The organism is Rhodococcus sp. 15-725-2-2b, from assembly GCF_002259075.1.
GTDB lineage: Bacteria > Actinomycetota > Actinomycetes > Mycobacteriales > Mycobacteriaceae > Rhodococcoides.
Genome location: NZ_NPFL01000002.1, coordinates 1 through 22167 on the forward strand (window position 1 = coordinate 1; position 22167 = coordinate 22167).

The 22167-nt window shown below is 64.6% G+C and carries 25 protein-coding genes; 13 read left to right on the forward strand and 12 right to left on the reverse strand.

Annotated elements, in window-relative coordinates:
* From CH306_RS28735 to CH306_RS00075, 3 genes are all read left to right on the forward strand, one after another.
* A partial coding sequence (locus CH306_RS28735) for a biotin/lipoyl-containing protein (protein ID WP_141215328.1) occupies positions 1–103 on the forward strand: 103 nt, incomplete at its 5' end.
* 66 nt (positions 104–169) lie between these two features.
* On the forward strand, positions 170–595 hold the full coding sequence (locus CH306_RS00070; protein ID WP_094645304.1) for a DUF1707 SHOCT-like domain-containing protein: 426 nt from the start codon (positions 170–172) through the stop codon (positions 593–595).
* Positions 592–1278, forward strand: a complete 687-nt coding sequence (locus CH306_RS00075; protein WP_094645306.1) for a haloacid dehalogenase type II — start codon at positions 592–594, stop codon at positions 1276–1278. Before CH306_RS00070 ends, CH306_RS00075 begins: the two co-directional genes overlap by 4 nt.
* Positions 1279–1291: 13 nt before the next feature.
* Here CH306_RS00075 and CH306_RS00080 read toward each other — a convergent pair whose 3' ends face one another.
* The 3 genes from CH306_RS00080 to CH306_RS00090 are packed head-to-tail and all read right to left on the reverse strand — an operon-like array spanning position 1292 to position 2912.
* A complete protein-coding gene (locus tag CH306_RS00080; protein ID WP_094645450.1) occupies positions 1292–1858 on the reverse strand; it encodes an AAA family ATPase in 567 nt (188 codons plus the stop codon).
* Positions 1858–2481 (reverse strand): class I SAM-dependent DNA methyltransferase, encoded by a 624-nt coding sequence (locus CH306_RS00085; protein ID WP_094645451.1) that lies wholly within the window; start codon positions 2479–2481, stop codon positions 1858–1860. Before CH306_RS00085 ends, CH306_RS00080 begins: the two co-directional genes overlap by 1 nt.
* A gap of 29 nt (positions 2482–2510) precedes the next feature.
* Positions 2511–2912, reverse strand: coding sequence for a VOC family protein (locus CH306_RS00090; RefSeq protein ID WP_094645308.1), 402 nt, complete (start codon positions 2910–2912; stop codon positions 2511–2513).
* A 168-nt stretch (positions 2913–3080) separates the two neighbouring features.
* On the opposite strand from CH306_RS00090, the gene CH306_RS00095 reads away from it, so the two are divergent.
* The gene (locus CH306_RS00095) at positions 3081–3605 is read left to right on the forward strand and encodes an alpha/beta fold hydrolase (RefSeq protein WP_094645310.1); all 525 of its coding nucleotides are present in this window, start codon (positions 3081–3083) and stop codon (positions 3603–3605) included.
* On the opposite strand, the gene CH306_RS00100 is transcribed toward CH306_RS00095, so the two are convergent.
* Positions 3596–4132, reverse strand: coding sequence for a nucleotidyltransferase family protein (locus CH306_RS00100; RefSeq protein ID WP_094645452.1), 537 nt, complete (start codon positions 4130–4132; stop codon positions 3596–3598). The genes CH306_RS00095 and CH306_RS00100 overlap by 10 nt on opposite strands.
* A gap of 175 nt (positions 4133–4307) precedes the next feature.
* On the opposite strand from CH306_RS00100, the gene uraD (CH306_RS00105) reads away from it, so the two are divergent.
* Genes uraD (CH306_RS00105) through pucL form a run of 4 tightly spaced genes read left to right on the forward strand, consistent with a single transcriptional unit; the run spans position 4308 to position 7971 of the window.
* Positions 4308–6212: a 2-oxo-4-hydroxy-4-carboxy-5-ureidoimidazoline decarboxylase gene (gene uraD / locus CH306_RS00105; RefSeq protein ID WP_045195792.1), complete on the forward strand. Its 1905-nt coding sequence runs from the start codon at positions 4308–4310 to the stop codon at positions 6210–6212.
* 10 nt (positions 6213–6222) lie between these two features.
* Positions 6223–6726 (forward strand): 2-oxo-4-hydroxy-4-carboxy-5-ureidoimidazoline decarboxylase, encoded by a 504-nt coding sequence (gene uraD / locus CH306_RS00110; RefSeq protein ID WP_032397426.1) that lies wholly within the window; start codon positions 6223–6225, stop codon positions 6724–6726.
* Positions 6723–7049 (forward strand): hydroxyisourate hydrolase, encoded by a 327-nt coding sequence (uraH, locus tag CH306_RS00115; RefSeq protein WP_032397427.1) that lies wholly within the window; start codon positions 6723–6725, stop codon positions 7047–7049. Before uraD (CH306_RS00110) ends, uraH begins: the two co-directional genes overlap by 4 nt.
* Position 7050: 1 nt before the next feature.
* A complete protein-coding gene (pucL, locus tag CH306_RS00120) occupies positions 7051–7971 on the forward strand; it encodes a factor-independent urate hydroxylase (RefSeq protein ID WP_032397428.1) in 921 nt (306 codons plus the stop codon).
* A 10-nt stretch (positions 7972–7981) separates the two neighbouring features.
* Here the strand turns inward: pucL and CH306_RS00125 are convergent, their stop codons facing one another.
* Positions 7982–8614, reverse strand: a complete 633-nt coding sequence (locus CH306_RS00125; protein ID WP_094645312.1) for a DUF2461 domain-containing protein — start codon at positions 8612–8614, stop codon at positions 7982–7984.
* A 9-nt stretch (positions 8615–8623) separates the two neighbouring features.
* A complete protein-coding gene (locus CH306_RS00130; protein ID WP_094645314.1) occupies positions 8624–10192 on the reverse strand; it encodes a PucR family transcriptional regulator in 1569 nt (522 codons plus the stop codon).
* A gap of 216 nt (positions 10193–10408) precedes the next feature.
* Between CH306_RS00130 and CH306_RS00135 the strand changes: the two genes are divergently transcribed.
* Both CH306_RS00135 and CH306_RS00140 read left to right on the forward strand, forming a co-directional pair.
* A complete protein-coding gene (locus CH306_RS00135) occupies positions 10409–11221 on the forward strand; it encodes an FAD binding domain-containing protein (protein ID WP_094645316.1) in 813 nt (270 codons plus the stop codon).
* On the forward strand, positions 11218–13932 hold the full coding sequence (locus tag CH306_RS00140; protein ID WP_094645318.1) for a molybdopterin-dependent oxidoreductase: 2715 nt from the start codon (positions 11218–11220) through the stop codon (positions 13930–13932). The genes CH306_RS00135 and CH306_RS00140 overlap by 4 nt, the downstream gene beginning before the upstream one ends.
* Here CH306_RS00140 and CH306_RS00145 read toward each other — a convergent pair.
* The 3 genes from CH306_RS00145 to CH306_RS00155 all read right to left on the reverse strand — a co-directional run bounded on the left by CH306_RS00145 (position 13904) and on the right by CH306_RS00155 (position 16334).
* Positions 13904–14341 (reverse strand): Lrp/AsnC family transcriptional regulator, encoded by a 438-nt coding sequence (locus CH306_RS00145; protein ID WP_032397433.1) that lies wholly within the window; start codon positions 14339–14341, stop codon positions 13904–13906. The two genes, CH306_RS00140 and CH306_RS00145, sit on opposite strands and share 29 nt — an antisense overlap.
* A 98-nt stretch (positions 14342–14439) precedes the next feature.
* Positions 14440–15150: a CPBP family intramembrane glutamic endopeptidase gene (locus tag CH306_RS00150; RefSeq protein ID WP_094645320.1), complete on the reverse strand. Its 711-nt coding sequence runs from the start codon at positions 15148–15150 to the stop codon at positions 14440–14442.
* The gene (locus tag CH306_RS00155; RefSeq protein WP_094645322.1) at positions 15150–16334 is read right to left on the reverse strand and encodes an NAD(P)H-binding protein; all 1185 of its coding nucleotides are present in this window, start codon (positions 16332–16334) and stop codon (positions 15150–15152) included. Before CH306_RS00155 ends, CH306_RS00150 begins: the two co-directional genes overlap by 1 nt.
* Before the next feature lie 54 nt (positions 16335–16388).
* On the opposite strand from CH306_RS00155, the gene CH306_RS00160 reads away from it, so the two are divergent.
* Positions 16389–16991 carry a ribulose 1,5-bisphosphate carboxylase large subunit gene (locus CH306_RS00160; protein ID WP_032397436.1) on the forward strand — a complete coding sequence of 201 codons (603 nt, stop codon included), beginning with the start codon at positions 16389–16391 and terminating at the stop codon, positions 16989–16991.
* A gap of 3 nt (positions 16992–16994) precedes the next feature.
* Here CH306_RS00160 and CH306_RS00165 read toward each other — a convergent pair whose 3' ends face one another.
* A complete protein-coding gene (locus CH306_RS00165; protein WP_094645324.1) occupies positions 16995–18113 on the reverse strand; it encodes an acyl-CoA dehydrogenase family protein in 1119 nt (372 codons plus the stop codon).
* Between the two features lie 376 nt (positions 18114–18489).
* Between CH306_RS00165 and CH306_RS00170 the strand changes: the two genes are divergently transcribed.
* Complete coding sequence (locus CH306_RS00170; RefSeq protein WP_045195801.1) at positions 18490–19719, forward strand: aminotransferase class I/II-fold pyridoxal phosphate-dependent enzyme; 1230 nt, start codon at positions 18490–18492, stop codon at positions 19717–19719.
* On the forward strand, positions 19716–21281 hold the full coding sequence (locus CH306_RS00175; RefSeq protein WP_094645326.1) for an NAD-dependent epimerase/dehydratase family protein: 1566 nt from the start codon (positions 19716–19718) through the stop codon (positions 21279–21281). Before CH306_RS00170 ends, CH306_RS00175 begins: the two co-directional genes overlap by 4 nt.
* Here CH306_RS00175 and CH306_RS00180 read toward each other — a convergent pair.
* Together CH306_RS00180 and CH306_RS00185 are read right to left on the reverse strand one after the other, a co-directional pair.
* A complete protein-coding gene (locus tag CH306_RS00180; RefSeq protein WP_094628546.1) occupies positions 21265–21789 on the reverse strand; it encodes a J-domain-containing protein in 525 nt (174 codons plus the stop codon). The genes CH306_RS00175 and CH306_RS00180 overlap by 17 nt on opposite strands.
* Before the next feature lie 102 nt (positions 21790–21891).
* Positions 21892–22143: a hypothetical protein gene (locus CH306_RS00185; protein WP_032397441.1), complete on the reverse strand. Its 252-nt coding sequence runs from the start codon at positions 22141–22143 to the stop codon at positions 21892–21894.
* Positions 22144–22167: the final 24 nt, after the last annotated feature.

Here is a 22167-nt window from a genome sequence, read left to right on the forward strand (position 1 = left end):
GGAAAACCCCGTCAACGCCCACAAAGCAGGCACCATCACCGGCCTGACCGTCACCGCAGGCGACGCCATCACCCAAGGCACCGTCCTCGCAGAGATCAAATAACGACATATCGGTAGCGATGCGAATTTTGGCTCGAATCCGGGCCTTGGATAGCGTTACCCTGTAGCAATGTCCGAGCTTCCGGAAATTCGTATCGGTACAGCTGATCGGGAAAAGGCGCTCGACGCGCTGAGCCTGCACTTCAGCGAGGGTCGCCTCACGGTTCCCGAGTTCGACGAGCGCAGTGCCACTATCGCTTCGGCCACGACGCGTGGGGAGCTCGACACAGTCTTCGTCGATCTCCCCGCGACGCCGGGTACGGCCCAGGCACCTGCTCGGACCGGGGCGTCGCCCGTTCCCGCAACGGCCGGAACCGGTATCGACTGGCGCGCAGTGGTGATGCCGGTGGTGATATTCGGTTCCCTGGCATTGTTCTTCCTCACCGACTTCGATCAGAACTGGCTCTTCTTCCTTCTCATTCCGTTGGCGGGTGCGGTGCTGTCGGCAGGTGGCCATTCCAAGAACGAGAAAAGGAAGAAGAAGAGGGATCGTTGAAGGCGCTTCTGTTCGATGTGTTCGGCACGGTGGTCGATTGGCGCACCAGTGTGGCCCGTGAGGTCGAATCTCTGTGTGGTTCCGACGTGGACAGTCATGCATTCGCCGACCGCTGGCGCAGCCTGTATCAACCGGCGATGGAACAGGTCAGGTCGGGTAGTCGACCGTTCACCCGGCTCGACGTACTTCATCTCGAGTCTCTTCGAGTCGTACTGTCGGAGTTCGACGTTCAGCTCGACGACGCCGACGTCGCATCCTTGAACAACGTGTGGCACCGATTGGATCCGTGGCCGGACTCGGTGCCCGGTCTCACGAGACTGCGGACCGATTTCATCATCGCCCCGCTCTCCAACGGCAATATCTCGTTGCTTCTCGACATGGCCAAGAACGCTGGACTGCCGTGGGACGCGATCCTCGGTGCAGAACCGGTCCAGGCGTACAAGCCCATGCCCGACGCGTATCTCCGCACCGCGGACATTCTGGGCCTGGAGCCGAGCGAATGCATGATGGTCGCTGCCCACAACAGTGATCTCATGGCAGCAGCCGACTGCGGGTTCGCTACGGCCTTCGTCGCCCGTCCACTCGAACACGGGCCGAGCCAGACCGCCGACCTCGCCGCGGAGTCGGACTGGACCCACAGCGTCGACTCGATCGAGTCTCTGGCAACACAATTGGGCTGCTGACCGCACCTGCCGCTCAGTGACGCGCGAGAGGAATGAGTTGGCGCGCAATCCACGCGTCCACGTCCCGATGCGACCGGAAGCGGACAATCGTCAGCTCAGGGCGGCGCACACTCAGTTGCCGCACCCGCTCGGTGGTCGACCGATCGGTGTTCCACGCCCATCGAATGATGTGTTCACGGTCGAGGAAGATGCGGTGCAGTGGCGGCTCGATGTTCCCGTTCCACAGCTCACGCCTACCGAACCTGCGGCGTAGCGTCCGAATTGTCACCTGCCGCATGACTGTTCGACGGAGTAGGTCGAGCCACAGGAACAGCTCGGCTCGGTCGGCGAGACGGTCTCGAACAATGCTGTACTGCCATTCGGTGACCCACGAAGAACGTGCAACGAACTCGTTGACGTCGTGCTCGAAGGTCGGACGCGGTGTCCAGTTCGGTCCGTGGAACAGGCTGTCGATCTCGATGTGTTCGATACCGAGCAGGCACCCGAGGCGCGCGGCCAGCGTGGTCTTGCCGGAACCGGATGTTCCCGCGACGACGATTCGCGCAGGGCGATGTGGCAGCGCAGCATCCGGTCCGAAAATCACGACCGCGTCGCTCGTGTGCGGGCCAACAGATACGCCTGAGGCGTGGGTTCGTGCCCCATCGGGGCTCGATGCACGCGCACGTCCACCTCGAAGTCCGCGTCGACGAGCATGCCCGCGACTGCGTCGGGGTCGAGTCGATAGGCGTCGAAGGAGACCGAGTGCCCGTAGACGTGTTCGAGCCGCACTCGCTGGTCGCCGGACTGAAATGCCAAGAGCAGTGGACCGTTGGGCATGAGCACTCGATGCAGTTCGGCGAACACGGCAGGCAGGTGCGCCGGAGGGGTGTGGATGATCGAGTACCAGGCAACGATCCCGGCGACGGAGCTGTCCCCCGCGTCCAATGCCTCCATGGATCCGACACCGAATCGCAGGTGCGGATGTTCGCGCCGAGCGACCTCGATCATGTTGGGCGACAGATCCATTCCCGCTACGTCGAGGCCGAGGCGGTGCAGCTCCGCGGTGATGCGGCCGGATCCGCAGCCCACCTCCAGAACGGACCCGCTCGGTACCCGGGCCGCGAATGTCGTCAACAATCCGTGCTCGAGATGTCGGCCGTCGAGCTCGTCGCGGACGAGGTCGGCGTAGCTCTCGGCGACGGTGTCGTAGGCAGATCTCGTCATCGAGACATGCTGGTGCTCGGCCACGGTGGCTACGGTACCGGCTCACCCGGCGTCGGCAGGTACGAGTGCGTCAGCATCTCGAAGAAGTGACCGGTCGGGTCGCGGAAGTACACTCCGCGGCCACCGTGCCCGGTGTTGACGGTGCCGGGTTCGGTCATCCGAGGATCGGCCCAGTGCTCGATGCCCTGGTCGACAAGCCTGGCGTAAGCCGCATCGAACAGATCGTCGCTGACTCGAAAGGCGTAGTGCTGGAACTGAATATCGTCGAAGGGAGGCTCGGCGAATTGAACGAGCGTGCCGTCGGTGAGTTGCACGTTGACGAACGGCCCCCACGACGGTGCCTCCGGCAGAGCGAACAGCGTGCGAAAGAACGCCGCAGAGTCGGAACTGTTCTTCGCCACGATGATGGTGTGATCGAACGAAATGGACATGCGCTGCCTCCTGGGCAGTACGACGCCTCCATGCCTGACGCAGTCCGTCATCGACACGCGACGCTGCCGCCGATGCTCGCACGGACCCCGAATCCGAGTCAACCGGTGAATTCACGGCCGCAGTTCGGTCATCTCCGATGACAGCATTGCCGAGGAAAGGACCACAGCATGGTCGGCCGACTTCTGTTCGTTCACGGTGCCGGCGGATTCGTCGACGACGCACCGCTGGCCAACGGGCTTGCGCAGGCTCTGCGCCTCGACCCTCGGATGCCGGAGCTGCCCGACACCGCGATGGGTTTCGAGGACTGGGCCGAACCGGTTCGGCAGCACCTGGACCGGCTCGGACCCGACGATGCGGTGATTGCGCATTCTTTCGGCGCATCGATCCTCGTCAGGGTCTTGGCAGAACATCGCCGGGAGCTACCCCTGCGAGCCACTCTGTTGGCAATGCCGGACTGGACGCCGCGTGGGTGGGACGTCGCCGACTACGCGTTCACCACCCAGGAGCCCGAGACCGGCCTGACACTCCTCCACTGCCGGGACGACGACGTGGTTCCCATTTCTCACCTGGCGCTGAACTCGAAGGCTCTCCCGTCGGCGACGGTGGTCGAGTTCCCGACCGGTGGTCATCAGTTCGACGGCATGATCGACGCCGTTGCCGCTCGAATCCTCCGACCGGGCGCTCACCGATAGTCGTGATCGATTCCCGTTGCCCAGTGCGAACATTCGACGGCAACGACGTCGTCTCTTCCCCTCAGGAAGTCTCGGGCACCTGAGTCTCCCGATGCCGATGCCACGGCTGCGTCCACGTGTCGACGCGCCAGAACGACAGGATGGCCGGGACGGCCGTCGAACACGGCCCTGGCGAGACCGGTTTCCCGCGCTGCACCGAGTACTGCCCGAACCACCTCGGATCCGACGTCCGGGGTGTCGACCACGTGCACAACCGCGTACTCCGCGTCCGCCGTCGCCGCCAAACCGGCGGTGAAGGAGGCGCTCATGCCCTGGTTCCACTGGGGCGTGTGCACCGCGATCACGCCGTCGGGCATGGGCGCATCTGCTGCGCCGAGAACCACGACCACGCGATCACAGCCACCGTCGCGCAGCGCCTGCACCGCCGTCCGCAACCACAGCCCGTCGTGGGCGAGAACCTTGGGCGATCCGTATCGCGTTCCGGCACCGGCGGCCAGTAGCACTCCGACGGCCAGGTCCGACACGATCGCTCCCTTCTCCGTTCGGTGGAGTCTTGGATGTTCGCACAACGTCCACGTCGAGTACGCCCCGAAGTTTGTGCGCGCTCGACTAGCGAGGATAGGCGTGATGGCTGATTCTTAGTGCACTTCTCCTGCAGCGTCGCAGGAATCCTGCCCTGTTGCTTCCGCGAGGTGCCCACCCATGTCCGTCAAGCCCACCACACGCAAACGTGTCCATCCTGTCGACGAAGTGCTTCCCGTTCCGAAACTTGCCGCCTACGGGTTCCAACATGTCGTCGCGTTCTACGCAGGCGCTGTCCTGGTACCGATCATCATCGGCAGCGCGATCGGACTGACCAACGAACAGTTGATCCACCTGATCAATGCGGATCTGTTCACCTGCGGCATCGCGTCGATCATTCAATCGGTCGGATTCTGGAAGGTCGGCGTTCGACTCCCGCTGCTGCAGGGTGTGACGTTCGCCGGTGTCTCTCCGGTGATCGCGATCGCGATGGCGAACGGCGGCGGCACCGAGGGGTTGCTGTACGTCTACGGCGCCGTCATCGTCGCCGGACTCGTCACCTTCTTCATGGCTCCGTACTTCAGCAAGCTGCTGCGGTTCTTCCCGCCGGTGGTGACCGGTACCGTCATCACGATCATCGGTGTCGCGCTGCTCCCGGTGGCCGTCAACGATGCGGTGACCAATCCCGCTACGCACGAGCAGGATCCGACGAACGGCCGGTGGATGGCGTACGCGATCGGCACGCTGCTGATCATCGTGCTGATCCAACGTTTCTTCAAGGGCTTCATGGCCACCATCGCCGTGCTGCTCGGCCTCGTGATCGGAAGCGCCGTGGCATTCGTGCTGGGAGACATGAACTTCGACGGCACCTCGGATGCATCGTGGGTCGGCTTCACCCAACCCTTCCTGTTCGGAGTACCCAAATTCAGTGTCATCGCGATCATTTCGATGATCGTGGTCATGCTCATCATCGCCGTCGAAACCACCGGCAGTGTGTATGCGACGGGTGAGATCGTCGGCAAGCGCATCAAGAAGGACGACATCGCAGCGACTCTGCGGGCGGACGGAGTGGCCACCGTCATCGGCGGTACGTTCAACTCGTTCCCGTATACGGCGTTCTCGGAGAATGTGGGCCTGGTGCGCCTGACCGGTGTGCGCAGCCGGTGGGTCGTCGCCGCGGCCGGCGGCATCATGATCCTGCTCGGCCTGCTGCCCAAGACCGCGGCGGTCGTCGCGTCCATCCCGCCACCGGTACTCGGTGGTGCCGCGCTGGCGCTGTTCGCGACCGTCGCCGTGGTCGGAATCCAGACGCTGTCGAAGGTGGACTTCACCGATCATCGCAACCTGATCATCGTGGCCACCAGTCTCGGACTGGCGATGCTGGTGACCATTCAACCGTCGGTCTCCGAGGGCGTGCCGGATTGGCTCGAGATGTTGTTCGGCAGCGGCATCGTTCTCGGCGCGGTGTCCGCGATCGTGCTCAACGTGTTGTTCTTCCACATCGGCAACCGCGGCCAGGCGGTTGCAGGCGGTCCGGGTAAAGGCATCACCCTCGACAAGGTCAACGAGATGTCCGCCGAGGACTTCGCCGCCACGTTCGGCGGCCTGGTGCAGGGCACTCCGTGGGTGGTCGAACGCGCCTACCAGCAGCGCCCTTTCGCCGATGCGCACGGTCTGCGCGAGGCCTTCCAGGAGGCACTGTTGGCCGGCACCACCGAGGAACAGATCGAGCTGATCAACAGCTACCCCGATCTCGGCAGCGAGGACGCCACCGGCACCCTCAACGCGGCCGATCACGTCGGCCTGTCCAACCTCGAGGAGGACGAACACAACAACATCGTCCAACTCGCCGCCGAGTACAGGGAACACTTCGGCTTCCCGCTGGTGATCTGCGCGCGGGAGACCGAACGCTACGATCGAGTCCTGGCCAACGGCTGGTCTCGCGTCGAGAACGCACCGTCGGCCGAGCGGTCGTTCGCGATGATCGAGATTGCCAAGATCGCCAACTACCGGTTCGACGATCTCGTGGCCGATGCCAACCCGATCGCGGCCGCGCGGTTCGGTCGCATCAACGATTTCAGATAGAGAGCGCGAGTTGCTACACGAATGGATAGGGCTCGACGGGTTCAATCGGCTCAGTGACAGGCAGGCGATGCATGCGCTCTACGAGTGCTGCGCGTCGTCGATCTGGGCCCGTCGAGTCGCCCACGGTCGCCCCTTCGACAGCCGAGACATGCTGTTGGACAGAGCAGATCGGGTGTTGGCCGAACTACCCGAGGCGGAGATCGACCATGCGCTCGACGGTCATCCTCGGATCGGAGGCAAGGCCGACAACCCGTCGTCGAAACGTGAGCAGGCCGCGGTGACGAGCGCGGGCACCGAGGTGCTCGACAAGTTGGCGGCGGGAAATCGTTCCTACGAGGAGAAGTTCGGTCACGTCTACCTGGTGTGCGCCACCGGCAGATCCGCGGAGGAACTGCTCGCTATCCTCGAGGAGAGGCTCGACAACGATGCCGAAACCGAAAGACGGGTGCTGCGCGTGGAACTGGCCAAGATCAATCGAATTCGCCTCGGCCGCATGCTGGGCCCCGAGCAGTGACGGGATTGTCGACGCACGTCCTCGACGCGACGTCGGGGACACCTGCGGTAGGGATGAGGGTGCGGTTGTTCCATCCCGAGGAAGGCGAGATCTCCACGGCCACCACCGATGGCGACGGCCGCATCGGCGAGGTCGTGCCCGGTCCGATCGATCCGGGCGTGTACCGCCTGTCGTTCGACACCGGCGACTACTTCGAGGCGACGAGAACACCGAGCTTCTATCCCGAGGTGTCCATCTCGTTCACCGTCACCGATCCCGACGCCCACTACCACGTCCCATTGCTGTTGTCCCCCTTCGCTTATTCGACCTATCGCGGGAGCTGACATGACCGACCTGACCGGCAAGATCGTCCTCGGATCCAATCAGTACGGCAAGGCCGAGAACCGCGTGGTGCGGATCTATCGGGACTCGCCTCGGCACGAGATCCACGACATCAACGTCTCGAGCGCTCTGCGTGGTGACTTCTCCCCAGCTCACCTGGTGGGCGATCAGTCCAATGTCCTTCCCACCGATACTCAGAAGCAGACCGCGTACGCGTACGCGAAGACCAAGGGATTGCTCCACCTGGAGAGTTACGGCCTCGATCTGGCCCGCCACTTCGTCGACGATGTGGAGCCGGTGGAGGGTGCGCGCATCGAACTCGAGGAGTACGCGTGGGCCCGCGCGGTGATCGACGGCGTCGAGCACGATCACACGTGGACCCGCAAGGGCGAGGAGATCCGTACGTCGGCGGTGACCGTCGAGGGCAAGGGTGACGCGCAGCAGACGTGGGTGATCAGCGGCTTCAAGGAGATGGTGATCCTCAAGTCCACGGGTTCGGAGTTCCACGGATTTCTCGAGGACGACCTGACGATTCTCGAGCCCACGACCGACCGGGTGATGGCGACATCGTTGACAGCGCAGTGGCGATACACCACCACCGACGTCGAGTGGGATGCCGTCTACGCGGGCGTGAAGGCGGCGATGATCGAACGGTTCGCCAATTTGCAGTCACTGGCCCTCCAGCAGACCCTCTACGCCATGGGCGAGGCGGTGCTGGAGAAGTATCCGTTCATCGCCGAGATCACCATGTCCGCACCGAACAAGCATCACTTCGTCTACGACCTGGGCAAGTTCGGCATCGAGAACAATCTCGAGGTGTTCAACGCGGACGATCGGCCGTACGGTCTGATTCAGGCAACCGTCGAACGCGAGGATGCCCCGGACGCCGGAAGTGCCTGGCGGACATACTCTGTCGTCGGATAGGGTGCCGCGCTCATGTGTGCAGCGCCGCGGTCCATTCCACCAACGGGGTGAGAGCTCGCCAGGCATCGCGCACCTTCGTCGCGGCCTTGGGTGTCTCGAGCCACGCGGGTGAGCCGAAATGCTTGCCCGCGGTGAGTGACTTGTGGCGCAAGAGGTCGATGCGCGGGTGGTCGAGCTCGTATCCCCGCGGCTTGGTCTTGAGCTTGTCGCCGCCGATCTCGTAGCCGGCCTTGGTCAGCGTCGCCAGTATCCGCTCGAGTTCGGCTCCGCGGACGTCGTCGTCGACGGTGCGGCGGTAGCGGGCAACGCCCTCGGACGAGGAGTCGTAGAAGCCGCCTGCAACGAACAATCCGGCGGGATCTATCTGCACGTAGAAGCCGAGACTGTCACCGCGAGCGACGAAGCCGCCCTGGTGGGTCTTGTACGGGGTCTTGTCCTTGGAGAAGCGAACGTCGCGGTAGGGGCGGAAGACCTTGGCGGTACCGAACTCCGATTCGAGTGTCGCGAGCAACGCCGTCATCGGCCCCTTGACCGCGTTGTCGTAGACATCCTTGTGCTCGTTCCACCAGAGCTTGCTGTTGTCGGCTTCGAGGTCCTCGTAGAAGTCCAGAGCCGCGAAGGGTATTCCGGTGAAGCCAGTCATCGTTCGATCCTATGCGGCCCCGGTAGCCGACGAACGAGGGATGGATTGAAGCGCGAGATAGACATCGAGCCGATCCGAGGTGGAACTCATATCGCGGCCCAGCAACTCCTCGACTCGCTTGATTCGGTACCGCACGGTGTTCAGGTGTACGTGCAACGATTCGGCCGTTCGGTTCCACGATCCGCCGGAGGCCAGGAACTCGCGGAGGGTATCGGTCAGACCGGCATCGGTTCGCCTGTCGTAGTCAAGCAGCGGCGCCAGAACGTGTTCGACGAACGACCGACGCACGTCGTCGGGCAGAGCCGAGAGCATCGTCACCGCCGATGTCGGCTGCGCACCCGCGGTGATGGTCACCGGGCTCGACCCTTGCCTGCTCATTTCCAGTGCGTGGCGGGCCGATCGCAGCGCGCCGTCGATGGTGATCCCGGTCGCTTCGGAACTGACGCCCACCAGCAGACGGCTGTGTCCGATGCCGGAGCCCAAGCGGCTCAACCGGGTTCGCAGTGTGTGCGTGAAGCTCGGATCGTCGGTGTTCACGACGGCGACGATGTCGCCGTGCGTGCTGCATCCGACGCACCCGCCGCCGAAGGAGGTCAGGGTGTCACTGAGAACCGTACGCAGCATCTCGCGCAGGTCGATCCGTCCGCTGTGGACGACCCTGACGACGACCAGCGAGCGGTCCGGGTCGACTCCTGCCTGGCGCAGCCGCGTCATGGCTTCGGGTCTGGTGCTGTCGGTTTCGATCAACGCCACTGCCTGGTCGGCGATTTCACGACGGACCAGCCGCCCCTCCTCGCGTCGAGCACGATCGAGCGCGGCGATCGCCGCGAGCTGACCGAACGCGTCGGAGATGGCGGGTGGGAACGTCGCCATGTCTCCGGCCACTGCGAGGAACCATCGCGTGGTCCGCTGCACGAGCGACGGTCCGATGCCGAAGATGCTGTACACATCGCCGTCACCGAGAGTGGTTGTCGTGGGGAGCCTTTCGGAGGACAGCGCGGCGTGCGTCAGCGTGTCCACGTCGGCATCGGTGAACGCCGAGACCTCGGCGACCAGCCGACGTCCGGTCGCGGTGAAGATCAGACACGCCATCCCGGTCTCCCTGGAGGTGTACAGCGCCAGCTCGTCGAGCGCCCTGCCGTCCGCGATCGCCGTGAGCAGCTGACGTTGCCGGACGAGCGAGGTGTTCAGCATGGCTATGCGGTCTCCGGTGACACGGCCGACGAGGAACTCGGTCACCTCCCCGAACGACACGGCCTCGGGTATTGCGAGCAGCGGTAGACCGTGCCGCTCGCAGGCCTCGATCAGATCGGGTGGGACGTGGCCGAGAAGCCCTTCACCGGCGGCCAGTGCCGACGCTCCCGATTCGGTGACGGCCCGGACGAACATCTCACTGTCCGCGCGCGTTCGATGCCATACGAGACCGGTGATGACCAGCTCACCACCCGCGATGTAGCGCGACGGGTCGGGCAGATCCGTCGTGTACGTCCATCGCAACGTCCGACCCAGTGCGTCGGTATCGGAGGTGAGCAATCGAATGCCGAGCTGCGCGGCGTCCAGCAAGTCCTTGACCTGCACTGCGGTTCCTCCCCCGGCCCTCGCTGAGCGTGCCCGAAACAGCCGAGCGCGTAGGAAGAAACAGTATGTGTGGGTTGTTTCCACCGGGTTTCGGGCGTATCGCCGAACGACCGAAGATCGGTAACAGATACTCACTACAGTTCGAGAGAACACATCGGCTGGTGGATCTGCCGGCGTGGAGGATCCGCCGGCGAGGACGAGGGGTGAACGACGACCATGGATCTCGGTACTGTCGACGACATCGTGCTTCCCGGCTCCCGCGCGGACCTTCCGCCAGGACGTGTGGACACTGCGGTCCTCGCGGGAGGTACCTGGCTGTTCTCGGAGAAGCAGGACCATCTGGTCACCCTCGTCGACATCACCGCCTTGGGCTGGGAGCCGTTGACAGTCACCGAGACCGGGCTCTCGATCGCCGCGACGTGCACCATCGAGACGCTGGCACGCTACACCTCTCCGTGGCCGGCCACCGCGCTGTTTCCCCGCTGCGCAGCAGCATTGTTGGCCTCGTTCAAGATCTGGAAGACCGCCACCGTCGGCGGCAACATCGCGCTGGCTCTTCCTGCCGGAGCGATGATCTCGTTGACCGCAGCCCTCGACGGCGTCGGGCAGGTGTGGTCGGGCGATGGCCCCGATCACGACTATCGCATCGCGATCGCAGACCTGGTCACGGGCCCGCACGCCAATGCCCTCCGACCGGGAGACGTGCTGCGCAGTATCGATGTTCCACTGCACGCTCTCCAGTCGCGAACGGCGATGCGCAAGCTCGCGCTGTCACCGCTCGGCCGATCGGCGGCCGTGGTGATCGGGCGGGTCGACGAGGGCGGCGAGTTCGTTCTGACCGTCAGCGCGTCGACCGTCCGTCCGTTCGTTCTGCGCTTCCCGGCCCTGCCGACGGCGGGCGAGCTCGACGACGCGCTCGCCGCCACCATCGGTCCCCAGCACTGGTACGACGACCCCCACGGGGCTCCGGACTGGCGGCGTCACATCAGTTGCACTGCAGCGCAGCAGATTCGCGAGGAGTTGTCATGATCGTAGACATCAACGGTGTGCCGACCGATGTCACTCCACGGCCAGGTCAGTGTCTGCGCACCATGCTCCGTGAACACGACCACTTCGAGGTGAAGAAGGGGTGCGACGCGGGCGACTGCGGCGCATGTTCGGTTCTCGTCGACGGTGAACCGGTGCATTCGTGCATCTTCCCCGCGTTCCGTGCAGCGAACCGGTCCGTCACCACCGTTGCGGGGCTCGGTACACCGGACGATCTCCATCCGATGCAGAGCCGGTTCGTCGAAGCCGCCGGATTCCAATGTGGGTTCTGCACTGCGGGAATGATCGTCACGGCCTCGACGCTGACCGAGGGCGATCTGGACGAGCTTCCCGAACGGCTGAAGGGAAACCTGTGTCGCTGCACCGGGTATCGCGCCGTGTCCGACGCGGTCTGCGGAGTGGTCAACACCGAGAAGTCCGTCGACGGTCCGGCGTGTGGACGGTCCCTCGCGGCACCGGCAAGTACCCGCATCGTCACCGGAACCGAGCCGTACACACTCGACCACACCCCTCCCGGATTGCTGCACGCCAGTGTTCTCGGAAGTCCACATGCACATGCCCGGATCGTGTCCATCGATACCAGCGCGGCCGAGCAGGTGCCGGGCGTCGAGTTGATCCTGACTGCGAAAGACAGTCCGAGAACCGCGTTCTCGACGGCCCGACACGACCGCCGCGTCGACGATCCGGACGACACCCACGTTCTCGATACCGTCGTGCGCTTCATCGGCCAGCGAGTGGCGATCGTGGTAGCAGAATCGGTCGCGGCAGCCGAGGAAGGGTGCCGCGCTCTCGTCGTCGAGTACGACGTGCTGCCCGCAGTGTTCGATCCGGAGTCCGCGCTCGCCCACGATGCGCCGAAGATCCACGGCGACAAGGACGCGACGGCTCGGATCGCGGATCCGTCGCGCAATCTGGTGGCCGAGCTGCACGGCAGTACCGGGGACGTCGACGCGGGCGTTCGCGACGCAGCTGCGGTGGTCACCGGCCGCTGGACCACTCAGCGGATTCAGCACGTGCACTTGGAAACCCACGGCACCATCGGCTGGTTGGACGAGACCGGAAAGCTGAATCTGCGCACCAGCACTCAGGTTCCGTTTCTGGTGCGAGACGAGATCTGCGAGATCTTCGGCTTGGCACGCGATCGCGTCCGCGTGTTCACCGCGCGCGTCGGCGGCGGATTCGGCGGCAAGCAGGAGTTGCTCACCGAGGACGTGGTGGCGCTGGCGGTACTGCGTACCGGTAGACCGGTGCAGTTCGAGTTCACGCGCACGGACGAGTTCACCGTGTCGCCGTGTCGTCATCCGTTCCGTGTCGACGTCACCGCCGCCGCGAGCGCCGACGGTATCCTGACGGCCCTGGCGATCGACGTCCTCACCGACGCCGGTGCCTACGGGAACCACAGTGCCGGAGTGATGTTCCACGGCTGCGGCGAGTCGGTGGCGATCTACCGGTGCGCCAACAAGCGGGTCGACGCAAAAACCGTGTACACCAACAACATTCCGTCCGGAGCCTTCCGCGGTTACGGATTGGGGCAGGTGATGTTCGCGATCGAATCGGCGATGGACGATCTCGCCCGAGAGATCGACATCGATCCGTTCGAGTTCCGCAGGCGCAACGTGATCGTCCCCGGCGACGACATCGTCGCCGCACACCACGAGGCGGACGATCTGCAGTTCGGCAGCTACGGCCTCGACCAGTGCATCGATCTGGCCGAAGCCGCTCTGCGACGCGGCAACGGCGAGCACGCACCGGCGGGATGGAAGATCGGCGAAGGGATGGCGGTGGCCATGATCGCGACCATTCCGCCGCGCGGTCACCGCGCCGAGACCTCGGTGGCATTGCTGCCCGAGGGTCGGTACGAGATACGGGTCGGGACTGCAGAATTCGGCAACGGCACCACCACCGTCCACACTCAGATCGCGGCGAGTGAGCTGGGCACGTCCGTCGACCGCATCGGAGTCGATCAATCCGACACCGACTCGGTCACGTACGACACGGGCGCATTCGGTTCGGCGGGCACCGTGGTGGCGGGCAAGGCCCTGTACGCGGCGGTTCGCGCGATGTCGACTCGGATCCTGGAGTTGGCCGCCGCCGCGACCGGACACCGGAATTCGGACTGCACACTCGGACCGGAGGGGGTGCGCTGCGGAGATCGCTTCGTCACCCTCGACGACGTTCTGACGATGGCAGGAGGCACCCTCGTGACCGCGGGCAACAGTGGTGGGCTGCCGCGTTCGCTCGCGTTCAACGTGCACGCGTTCCGGGTGGCGGTGCACGAGGACACCGGTACCGTGAAAATACTGCAGTCGGTGCAGAGCGCGGACGCAGGAACCGTGATGAACCCGCAGCAGTGCCGTGGACAGGTCGAGGGTGGCGTCGCCCAAGCGATCGGGAGCGCACTGTACGAGGAGATTCGTACCGACGGTGCCGGTCTGGTCACCACCGATTCGATTCGCAGCTATCACGTTCCGCAGTTCGCGGACATTCCCCGCACCGAGGTTCTGTTCGCCGACACCTACGACCGTCTGGGTCCGTTCGGTGCCAAGTCGATGAGCGAGTCTCCGTACAACCCCGTGGCACCGGCTCTGGCCAACGCGATCCGTGACGCCGTCGGTGCCCGACTGTACGACCTGCCCATGTCGTCGGACCGGGTGTGGCGTGCGGTCAGCGGTCGTAGAAGGTCTGCAGAATGATCGTGCTGCGTGTCCGCACGTTGGCGGTTGCTCGGATCTCCTGCAGCAGACGCTCGAGCGCCCTCGGCGACTCGACGCGTACCAGCAGGACGTAGCTTTCCTCACCGGCAACCGAGTGGCACGACTCGATGGCCGACAGATGCTTCAACCTGGCGGGGGCATCGTCCGGTTGCGCGGGATCGATCGGAGTGATGGCCACGAACGCCGACAGCGGCCGACCGAGGGCCTCCGGGTCGACCTGCGCCGTGTACCCACGGATCACGCGTCGGGACTCCAGCCGCCTGACTCTGGATTGAACGGCCGAGACGGACAGCGAAGCCTTCTCCGCCAACGTCGCCAGAGTGGCGCGTCCGTCGGAGACAAGCTCGTCGATGATCAAACGATCGACGCGATCGAGATTTTCACTCACCTGCGCAATGTAGCCCAGATCCCGAACGAATCAGCGGCCAGATCCGTTATCGCTGGTCGAATCGGTGCTTGTGCCTCTTTTCGATCGTCCGGCAGAGGTCACACGAAGAGCGGCGGTAGGGCGAGAACCATGACCGCCGACCAACTGACGTGCGTCAGGATCGGCGCCAGAATTCCGCCGGACGCACGCCGCTGCAGTCCCATCACGTACCCCAGAAGTACCGCGGCGAAGCCGAGCATCGGGTTGCCCGAGGCGAGGGTGGCGATCGCGTAGACGACCGTCGAGATGATGACCGGATGCCTGACGCCGATGGCCGCGTACAACGCTCCTCGGAAGAAGATCTCCTCGGCGACGCCGTTGAGCAGCGCGATGAACACGATGAGCACCAGCGAACCCACCCGAGCGTGCGCCAGTACGTTCTCGGTGAAGTCGGCGAGCGGCGGTATCTGCCGAACGACGAGTCCGCCGAGCATGAACACCCCACCGACGGCGAGGCCGATCAGGATGGGTGTGACGATCGGTCGCCTGATCGATCCCCCGACCTGAATGCGTCCGAGATGCAATGGGCCCGAAAGGAATCCACCTACCGTCCACACCGCAGCCAACACCAGGGTCAGTGCGTAGAACGCCGGATCGCCCGGCTCGACCTTGAGCGAGAAATAGAGCACCGTCGCACCGATCACCAGTGTGATCAGCACGATGATCCGCCGCTTGCGGAACGCTGCGTCGGACTCCTTGTGATCGCGCTCGACCGGGTCGACCAGAGCTGACTTCATCACGTTGAGCGCGGTCGTGGACCACGTTCCCATCACGCCTCCTCGGTATCGGTCAGTCGGCGCACGACCGACCTCGCGCGTCGATTCACGTCGGCCATCACGTCGAGATTGGTCCGCACCGCCGCCGCAACGGGCTTCGAGTACAGCAGTCGACGCCCACCGAGGGCTTCGATCAACCCCCACGTGCGGTCCGACGACGCCGCGACACCGCGACGCCTGATCCCCAGGGCGTCACCGCCGCTCCACGCCGCGTCGGTGTTCGCCAGCCGAAGCGGATCCTTCAGGGCGCACACACCGGGAGGGTCACCGACCATTCCCCGCACACTACGGGCCATGGCGTCGGCAATCGTGGTCAGACCTCGGGGAGGGTCGGGAACGAGCTCGCGAATCCGACTCTCGGACGTCGTCATCGTGTTGTGCAATGATCCGACGAGATCCTCGGCGAGTCCGGCGGGAACCGGAATGATCTTTCCGATCACCTTTCCTGCGAGCGAGGTCGGCACCAGCGGCACCGGAACGCCGATGCGCTGGAGACCGGCAGCCTCGACGTACGCGAACACCAGATCTCGATACGGCACCACATCCGGCCCACCGATGTCGTAGGAGCCCGCCGGGACCGTCTCGGCGTCGGCGGACGCCACCAGGTAGTGCAGCACGTCGTCGACGGCGATGGGCTGCACGGGCTCGGCCAGCCAACTCGGCAGCGGCAGCACCGGCAAGCGGTCCGCGAGGTAACGCAACATCTCGTACGACGTCGAGCCGGCACCGAGGACGATGGCCGCTCTGAGCCAGACCAGCTCGACGCCGTCCACCGTCAGTGCCTCGCCGACGTCCGCCCGGCTCGCGAGGTGCTCCGACAGATGGTCGTCGTCGGGTACGAAACCGCCGAGGTAGACGATTCGGCCCACTCCCGCACGGGCGGCCGCGGCTGCGAACTGCTCGGCGGATCGTCGGTCCTGCGCGCGGTAATCCGACTCGCCGATGGCGTGAACGAGGTAGTAGGCGACATCGATGTCACCGGATTCCGCGAACGCGGCCGCGCAGGACCGTTCGTCGGTGACGTCGAGCGAGACTGCGGTGACGGAGTCGAAGAAGTCGAAGGTCCGCAGGTTGTCCGGCGTTCGGGAGCCGACGACGACGTCGGCATCGTCGGCCAGCAGCGCTGCCACCAACCGCGACCCGATGTATCCGCTGGCACCGGTGACGAGAGCTCTCATGCGTCGAGGCTAACGGCACTCGGGGCGTGGTGTCGGTGTGGCATTGTCGCTCCTATGGCTCTGGTCTTGGCAGGTGTGGTTCTCCCCGATCCCCTCGGTACCGAAACGGTGCTCCGGCGCGGAGTCGCGGTAGCGCGGGCCGGAGCGGGCTGGATGCTCACCACGACCGCTTTCGCGCTTACCCTCCCCGGCCGAATCGAAGCACTGCTGACGCGTATTGAGATGTTGATGACACGCATCGATCACGTGATCGACTCCGCCGACGCCGTGGTCGCCAGCGTGCAGCGGACAACCGGTGCCGCGGACGACGTGGTCGCCTCGGCATCGGTCGCCTCGCACACCGCGCTCGAACTGATCGAGTTGTTCGATCCCATCGCCAAGAAATCCGAACCCATGGCCCGCAAGTTCGTCGACAACCTCTCGGAGGAGGAAGTCGACGCAGCGATCGCCATGGTCGATCAGCTGCCTGGACTCCTCGCTCACATGGAAGCGCTGCTTCCCATCCTCGCCACCCTCGACACGGTGTCCCCCGAGATTCACGAGCTGCTCGGAGTCACCAAGGACGTCCGGCGCGCGGTCATCGGAATCCCCGGATTCAAGTTCTTCCGAAACCGCGGCGAGGACAAGCTGGCCGACGAAGAGCGATTCGAGGACTGACCCCTACTTGACGAAGGCGAACTCTTCGCCTGCGTGGAACCGGGCGAGGGTCTCCGAGATCGATCGCCGTGACGGCGGATGAAAAGCAAAGGCGTGCAATGCCGCTGCGACATAAGCGATTTCGGGTGACTTGATGAAGCCGATCCCGCCCAACGATTCGACCGCAGCGGAACTGCCCCGCACCAGAGCGTCGCGAACGGCGATGCGGTTGAACAACAACCTCACCGAGATGTCCTGCCCGCGTTCACCTTCGTCGAAGGCGCGGGCCACGTTCTCGATCGCCGCCATCGACGTCTCCAGTTCGGCCGCCGCGCGAGCGTATCCCTCGTAGTCGCCTTTGTCCTGCTCGATCATGCGCTCGAGCAGAGACGTCGCTGCACCGATGTAGTTGGCCGAGATCAGCATGCCGAACCAGAGGTATCCGGTCATCTCGTGCACACCGTCGGGGTCATCGTCCTTGTTCGGCAGAACCAGACTGGCAGGCACTTCGACGTCCTCGAGCAGGACCTCTTCGCTCTGCGCGCCGGCCAGGATGTCGGTGGTCCAGAACGGCTTCACGCTCATTCCCGGGAGACTTGCCGGGATCAGGGCGACGGCACGGTCGCCGGAGTCGATCTCCACGCTGCAGGTCAGCAGATCCATCGATCGTGCCAGGCTGCACGGCTTCTTGCTGCCGTTGACGATGTAGGTCTCGCCCTTCTTCACCGCGGTCATCGTCGGGATGAACACACTCCCGCCGGTCACGCCCTCCGAGAATCCGGAGGCGACGATCGCCTTCTGTTCGACCAGTCCCTTGATCAAGGCACGGTCGTCCTCGGTGGCACCGCGAGCGAATTCCGTCAGCGAGGCGACCGAGAGATGGTGCATCGTGGTTCCCGCACCCAGAGAGGGCGACCGCGACCCGATGGCCCGCTGCGCCCGGACCGCGTCGATGGCCGGAGCACCGAGACCCCCGAGTTCGGTCGGAACCACCAAACCGGTGCCACCGAATTCTCGAAACTTGTCGATCGCGTCCGACTCACGCGACTCGAGTCGATCCAGCGGGGTTGTGTCCAGATAGTGCATCAAACCCGGCATGTACTTCTCGAGGGTTTCCCTTTCGCGCACCATTAATCCAGTCACAGTTCTTCTCCTTGTGTCACTAATCGATTGTGTGCCACTGATTGATTGCATCTACGCCGTTTTGTGCCATCACTTGATCGCGACAAATCGGTTGTAATCCATAATCACAGCGGTGGAGCAGGTGAATTCGCGCTGACCATCGACGATACCCTGTGACCTGCACAGATAAACTAAAGATATCGTAAAATCTTGGCGATCAAAAAATACCGAGATCATTTTTTCGGGCCGTTTTACCGACTGATTTCCGTTGCGAAAGCGTCTATCGAAACATCGAATATTCTTTCGTCGAATACCGATCGATGTCGCCGCCGGCTCCGAATCAACTCATGAATTCGCGACGAACCACAATCGACTCTGTGAGGAGTTCTGGTACACGATGGTTGTCAACAGATTGATGAAACGACTCGGCGGCGACGAACGCGTGGATTTGCTGCGGGCCGTCCGAGAAGCCGATGTGGTCCCCTACTTCCGCAAGATGGAATCGGCTGTCGCTCCCGTCGTTCGCGTCGAGGGCGAAGACAAGATCATGCTCGGTTCCAACAACTACCTCGGCATCGCCGACCACCCGAAGGTGGTCGAGGGTGCTCAGCACGCGCTCGACACGTTCGGCAGTGCCGTCACCGGAAGTCGCCTGCTCAACGGCACCCTGGACCTCCACCTCGAACTCGAACACGAGATCGCCCAGTGGCACGGAACCGACGACGCACTCGTCTTCACCACCGGCTACCAGACGAATCTCGGAACGATCAGCGCGATCGTCGGCCCCGGTGACACGGTGATCGTCGATTCTGCAGCCCACGCCTCGATCCGCGACGGCAGCGCGCTCTCCGGAGCGTCGGTGGTCAAGTTCAAGCACAACGACATGGCCGATCTCGAGGCCCGACTCCAGCAGCCCGTCGTCGACGACGGGGCCGTGCTGGTCATCGTCGACGGCCTCTACTCCATGGAGGGCGACCTCGCACCGCTCGATGCCGTCTCCGAGCTGTGTATCCGTTATCACGCGGCACTGATGGTCGACGAAGCCCACAGCCTCGGCATCTACGGGCCCCAACTCACCGGAGCCGCCGAGCTGTTCGGCATCACCAGGGACGTCGACGTCACGATGGCGTCACTGTCGAAGAGCCCCAGCTCCACCGGCGGGTTCGTCACCGGATCGAGTGATCTGATCGACACCCTGCGAGTCAAGGCCCGCGCCTTCCTGTTCACGACTTCCGGCGTGCCTGCTGCGGTGGGAGCCGCGCTGGCTTCGGTCAAGCTGATCCGCAGCGACGAGGGCAAGGATCGGGCTCGGCGCGTCCTCGACAACGCCGAGATGCTGCGCGGCGGATTGCAGTCGGCCGGGCTGGACGTAGCCGGTAGATCAGCGACCCCGCACGGAGACACGGCCTCACCGATCGTCTCACTCCACGTCGGCGACGATCTGGTGGCCATGAGTCTGTGGAAGAACCTCTACGACCGCGGCATCTTCACCAGCGCCGCCTTGCACCCCGCGGTGCCGAAATCCGGTGCGATACTGCGCCTGTGTGTGATGGCAACACACACCGAACAACAGCTGTCGACCGCAACGGACCACATCGTCGAGGCCGTGGCCGGACTACCCGGATGAGTGAGCACGCCCGCGGTCTCCGAATTGCGGTCACCGGTGCCACCAGCGACTTCGCAGCCGCGATCCTGCCCAGATTGTTCGACGACCCCGAGGTGGACACGGTCGTCGGCATCGCCCGTCGGCCTGCGCGAATACAACACCCCAAGTTCACCTCCGTCCGATCGGACATCCGGTCGCCGGAACTCGAGACGCTGTTCGACGGCTGCGATGCCGTCCTGCATCTGGCGTTCGTCGTCGAGGAGCTCAGGGACAAGACCGAAACTCACGACATCAACCTGCGCGGCTCACGCAACGTGATCGACTCGGCGTACCGAGCGGGCGTCGCGCGGGTGGTGATCGCGTCGAGCATCAACGCGTACGGTGCCGACATCGCGCCGGAACCGCTCACCGAGAACACCTATCCCACAGGTGACCCCGGCCGCTACTACTTCTACGACAAGGCCGAGGTGGAGCACTACGCGGAGTGGTGGCTACGCAGACACCCCGAGGAGATGGCCATCTCCATGCTGCGGTGCACCTACATCGTCGGACCGGACTTCTCCAACGACGGAATCGATCAGTTCACCGGCCCGGTGGGAGCCTTTCCCGACGCGGATCGCGCGTCGTATCAATTCCTGTATCAGGACGACATGGCCGACGCGTTCCACCGAGCCGCGAAGACCGACCTCGTCGGCCCGTACAACCTCGGTCCGGTGGACTGGGTCGGTGTACGCGAACTCGCCGCGATGCAGGGGCAGGTGATGTTCGACGTTCCCCAGAAAGCCGCGACCCACGTCGCGAACGTGGCGTTCCGGCTGGGCCTGACGCCCTTCTCCGGGCAGTGGGTGACACCGGGCGAACCGATCGTCGACTCCTCTGCCCTCGGCCGCGCCACCGGCTGGGCACCGACCCTCACGGCACACGAGAGCGCGGCGGTGATGATTCTGCTACAAGGCAAGCCGCTGCTTCGGCGCGGTGACGCCCTCGCGCGCGGCATCGCCTGCGAAGCCGCCCTACGCCCGGCCTCCGAGGCGGTGGAGCTGAGCCGCGCGGACGTCGCGGCCCTGCAGATCGACCATCGACATCTCGATACCGGTCACGGAAGCGTGCACGTCGAGATCCATCGGTCGTCCGCGGGATCCGATCGTTCCGTCGTACTTCTCGCGGACACCGGTACGCACGGGCGGTATCTGACGACGTTGGCGTCGGACATCGCGGCCGGAGGGGTCGATGCCGTCGTGCTCGATCTCCCCGGGCACGGCTTGAGTACGGGTCGGCGCGGTCGATCGTCGGCGGCGCAGACCACCGCCGCCGTGGATGCGGCGTCACGGTTCGCTCGGGTGGAACTCGACACCGCGCCGATCACGGTGCGCAGCGGTGTTCGCCACGCAGCGGACACGCTGATCGGCGGTATCGTCCGGCGGGCGACCGGCTGGACGACGATGGACGAGCCCAGCCGATCCGACGGCCTGCTGCCGGACCGGACTCGCGTCGACGGGACCTCGAGCATTCCGTTCGTGTCGACCGCCGCCGATGCACTGGCCCTGTGCGCGACGACACCGGGCCTCAGCGCCGCCGGATGAACCTGCTGCCGATACGTGTCCACCACGACGGTCGGCCGACGCCCGTCGTCGTGGCACCGGACGTCCGGGCCGCCTGAGCGGCGTGCTCGCGCGCGAGTCGGTCGACCTCGGCGCGGTTGATCCGCCAACTCTGCATCCAGGTCTCGACGTCCACCGGGCCGAGCGGCACGACCGGCGGCGTCGGGAACCGAATCCAGTCGACGATGCGAGCATTCAACTCGTCCAGCACATCTCGCGCCGAGTCCTCGCGCCGGATGGCGATGAGCGTCGACGGCAGCCGCTCGATCTCCTTGCGGAGCTGCAATGCGGTCGGCAGCAGTGCGTCGGCGGGCAGGTTCTCCCTCTTGAGAAAGCCTCGCACCCACCACAACTCGTCACCGGGATCCCCCATCGGGATCGGCTTGCCGGTCCCTTCCAGATTCTCGAACGCGCCGTTTTCCTGCGCCTGACGTATCTGTTTGTCCACCCAGGACTCGAACGTGACTCCTGGTTCCTTGCGCTCGGTCACCCCACCGACTGTAGATCCGTGGCTGCGCTGTTCGCCAGATCGGAACACGACGAAGCCCCGGACCGTTGTGCGGGCCGGGGCCGGGGTCGCGGCGGTGTCGGGTCAGCCGTACTCGGCGACCAATCGATCGAATTCGTCACGGTCGATGACCTGTGGCTCGTTGATCGCGAGCGCCTGCGCGTACTTGCTCGCCAGGTGGTAGTCACGACCGAGCGGCCCCTGCTCGGCATCGTCCTCGTCGGATTGGATGCTTGCGCCCGGAGGCACCTCGTTCTGCAGTCCGTTGGTCTTGCTGCCGAGCAGAGCGTCGAGTTTCGCGGAAATCTTCTGCATGATCTCTTGGTCGTCGGTCATGGGAAGGGTGTACCCGAATCGCTC

What these genes read in the sequence shown, in the direction of transcription:
- CH306_RS00070 (WP_094645304.1), top strand. Translation starts at nt 170, where the DNA reads ATGTCCGAGCTTCCGGAAATTCGTATCGGTACAGCTGATCGGGAAAAG.
- CH306_RS00085 (WP_094645451.1), bottom strand. Translation starts at nt 2,481, where the DNA reads ATGACGAGATCTGCCTACGACACCGTCGCCGAGAGCTACGCCGACCTC.
- CH306_RS00090 (WP_094645308.1), bottom strand. Translation starts at nt 2,912, where the DNA reads ATGTCCATTTCGTTCGATCACACCATCATCGTGGCGAAGAACAGTTCC.
- CH306_RS00095 (WP_094645310.1), top strand. Translation starts at nt 3,081, where the DNA reads ATGGTCGGCCGACTTCTGTTCGTTCACGGTGCCGGCGGATTCGTCGAC.
- uraD (WP_045195792.1), top strand. Translation starts at nt 4,308, where the DNA reads ATGTCCGTCAAGCCCACCACACGCAAACGTGTCCATCCTGTCGACGAA.
- pucL (WP_032397428.1), top strand. Translation starts at nt 7,051, where the DNA reads ATGACCGACCTGACCGGCAAGATCGTCCTCGGATCCAATCAGTACGGC.
- CH306_RS00125 (WP_094645312.1), bottom strand. Translation starts at nt 8,614, where the DNA reads ATGACTGGCTTCACCGGAATACCCTTCGCGGCTCTGGACTTCTACGAG.
- CH306_RS00135 (WP_094645316.1), top strand. Translation starts at nt 10,409, where the DNA reads ATGGATCTCGGTACTGTCGACGACATCGTGCTTCCCGGCTCCCGCGCG.
- CH306_RS00140 (WP_094645318.1), top strand. Translation starts at nt 11,218, where the DNA reads ATGATCGTAGACATCAACGGTGTGCCGACCGATGTCACTCCACGGCCA.
- CH306_RS00150 (WP_094645320.1), bottom strand. Translation starts at nt 15,150, where the DNA reads ATGGGAACGTGGTCCACGACCGCGCTCAACGTGATGAAGTCAGCTCTG.
- CH306_RS00155 (WP_094645322.1), bottom strand. Translation starts at nt 16,334, where the DNA reads ATGAGAGCTCTCGTCACCGGTGCCAGCGGATACATCGGGTCGCGGTTG.
- CH306_RS00160 (WP_032397436.1), top strand. Translation starts at nt 16,389, where the DNA reads ATGGCTCTGGTCTTGGCAGGTGTGGTTCTCCCCGATCCCCTCGGTACC.
- CH306_RS00170 (WP_045195801.1), top strand. Translation starts at nt 18,490, where the DNA reads ATGGTTGTCAACAGATTGATGAAACGACTCGGCGGCGACGAACGCGTG.
- CH306_RS00175 (WP_094645326.1), top strand. Translation starts at nt 19,716, where the DNA reads ATGAGTGAGCACGCCCGCGGTCTCCGAATTGCGGTCACCGGTGCCACC.
- CH306_RS00185 (WP_032397441.1), bottom strand. Translation starts at nt 22,143, where the DNA reads ATGACCGACGACCAAGAGATCATGCAGAAGATTTCCGCGAAACTCGAC.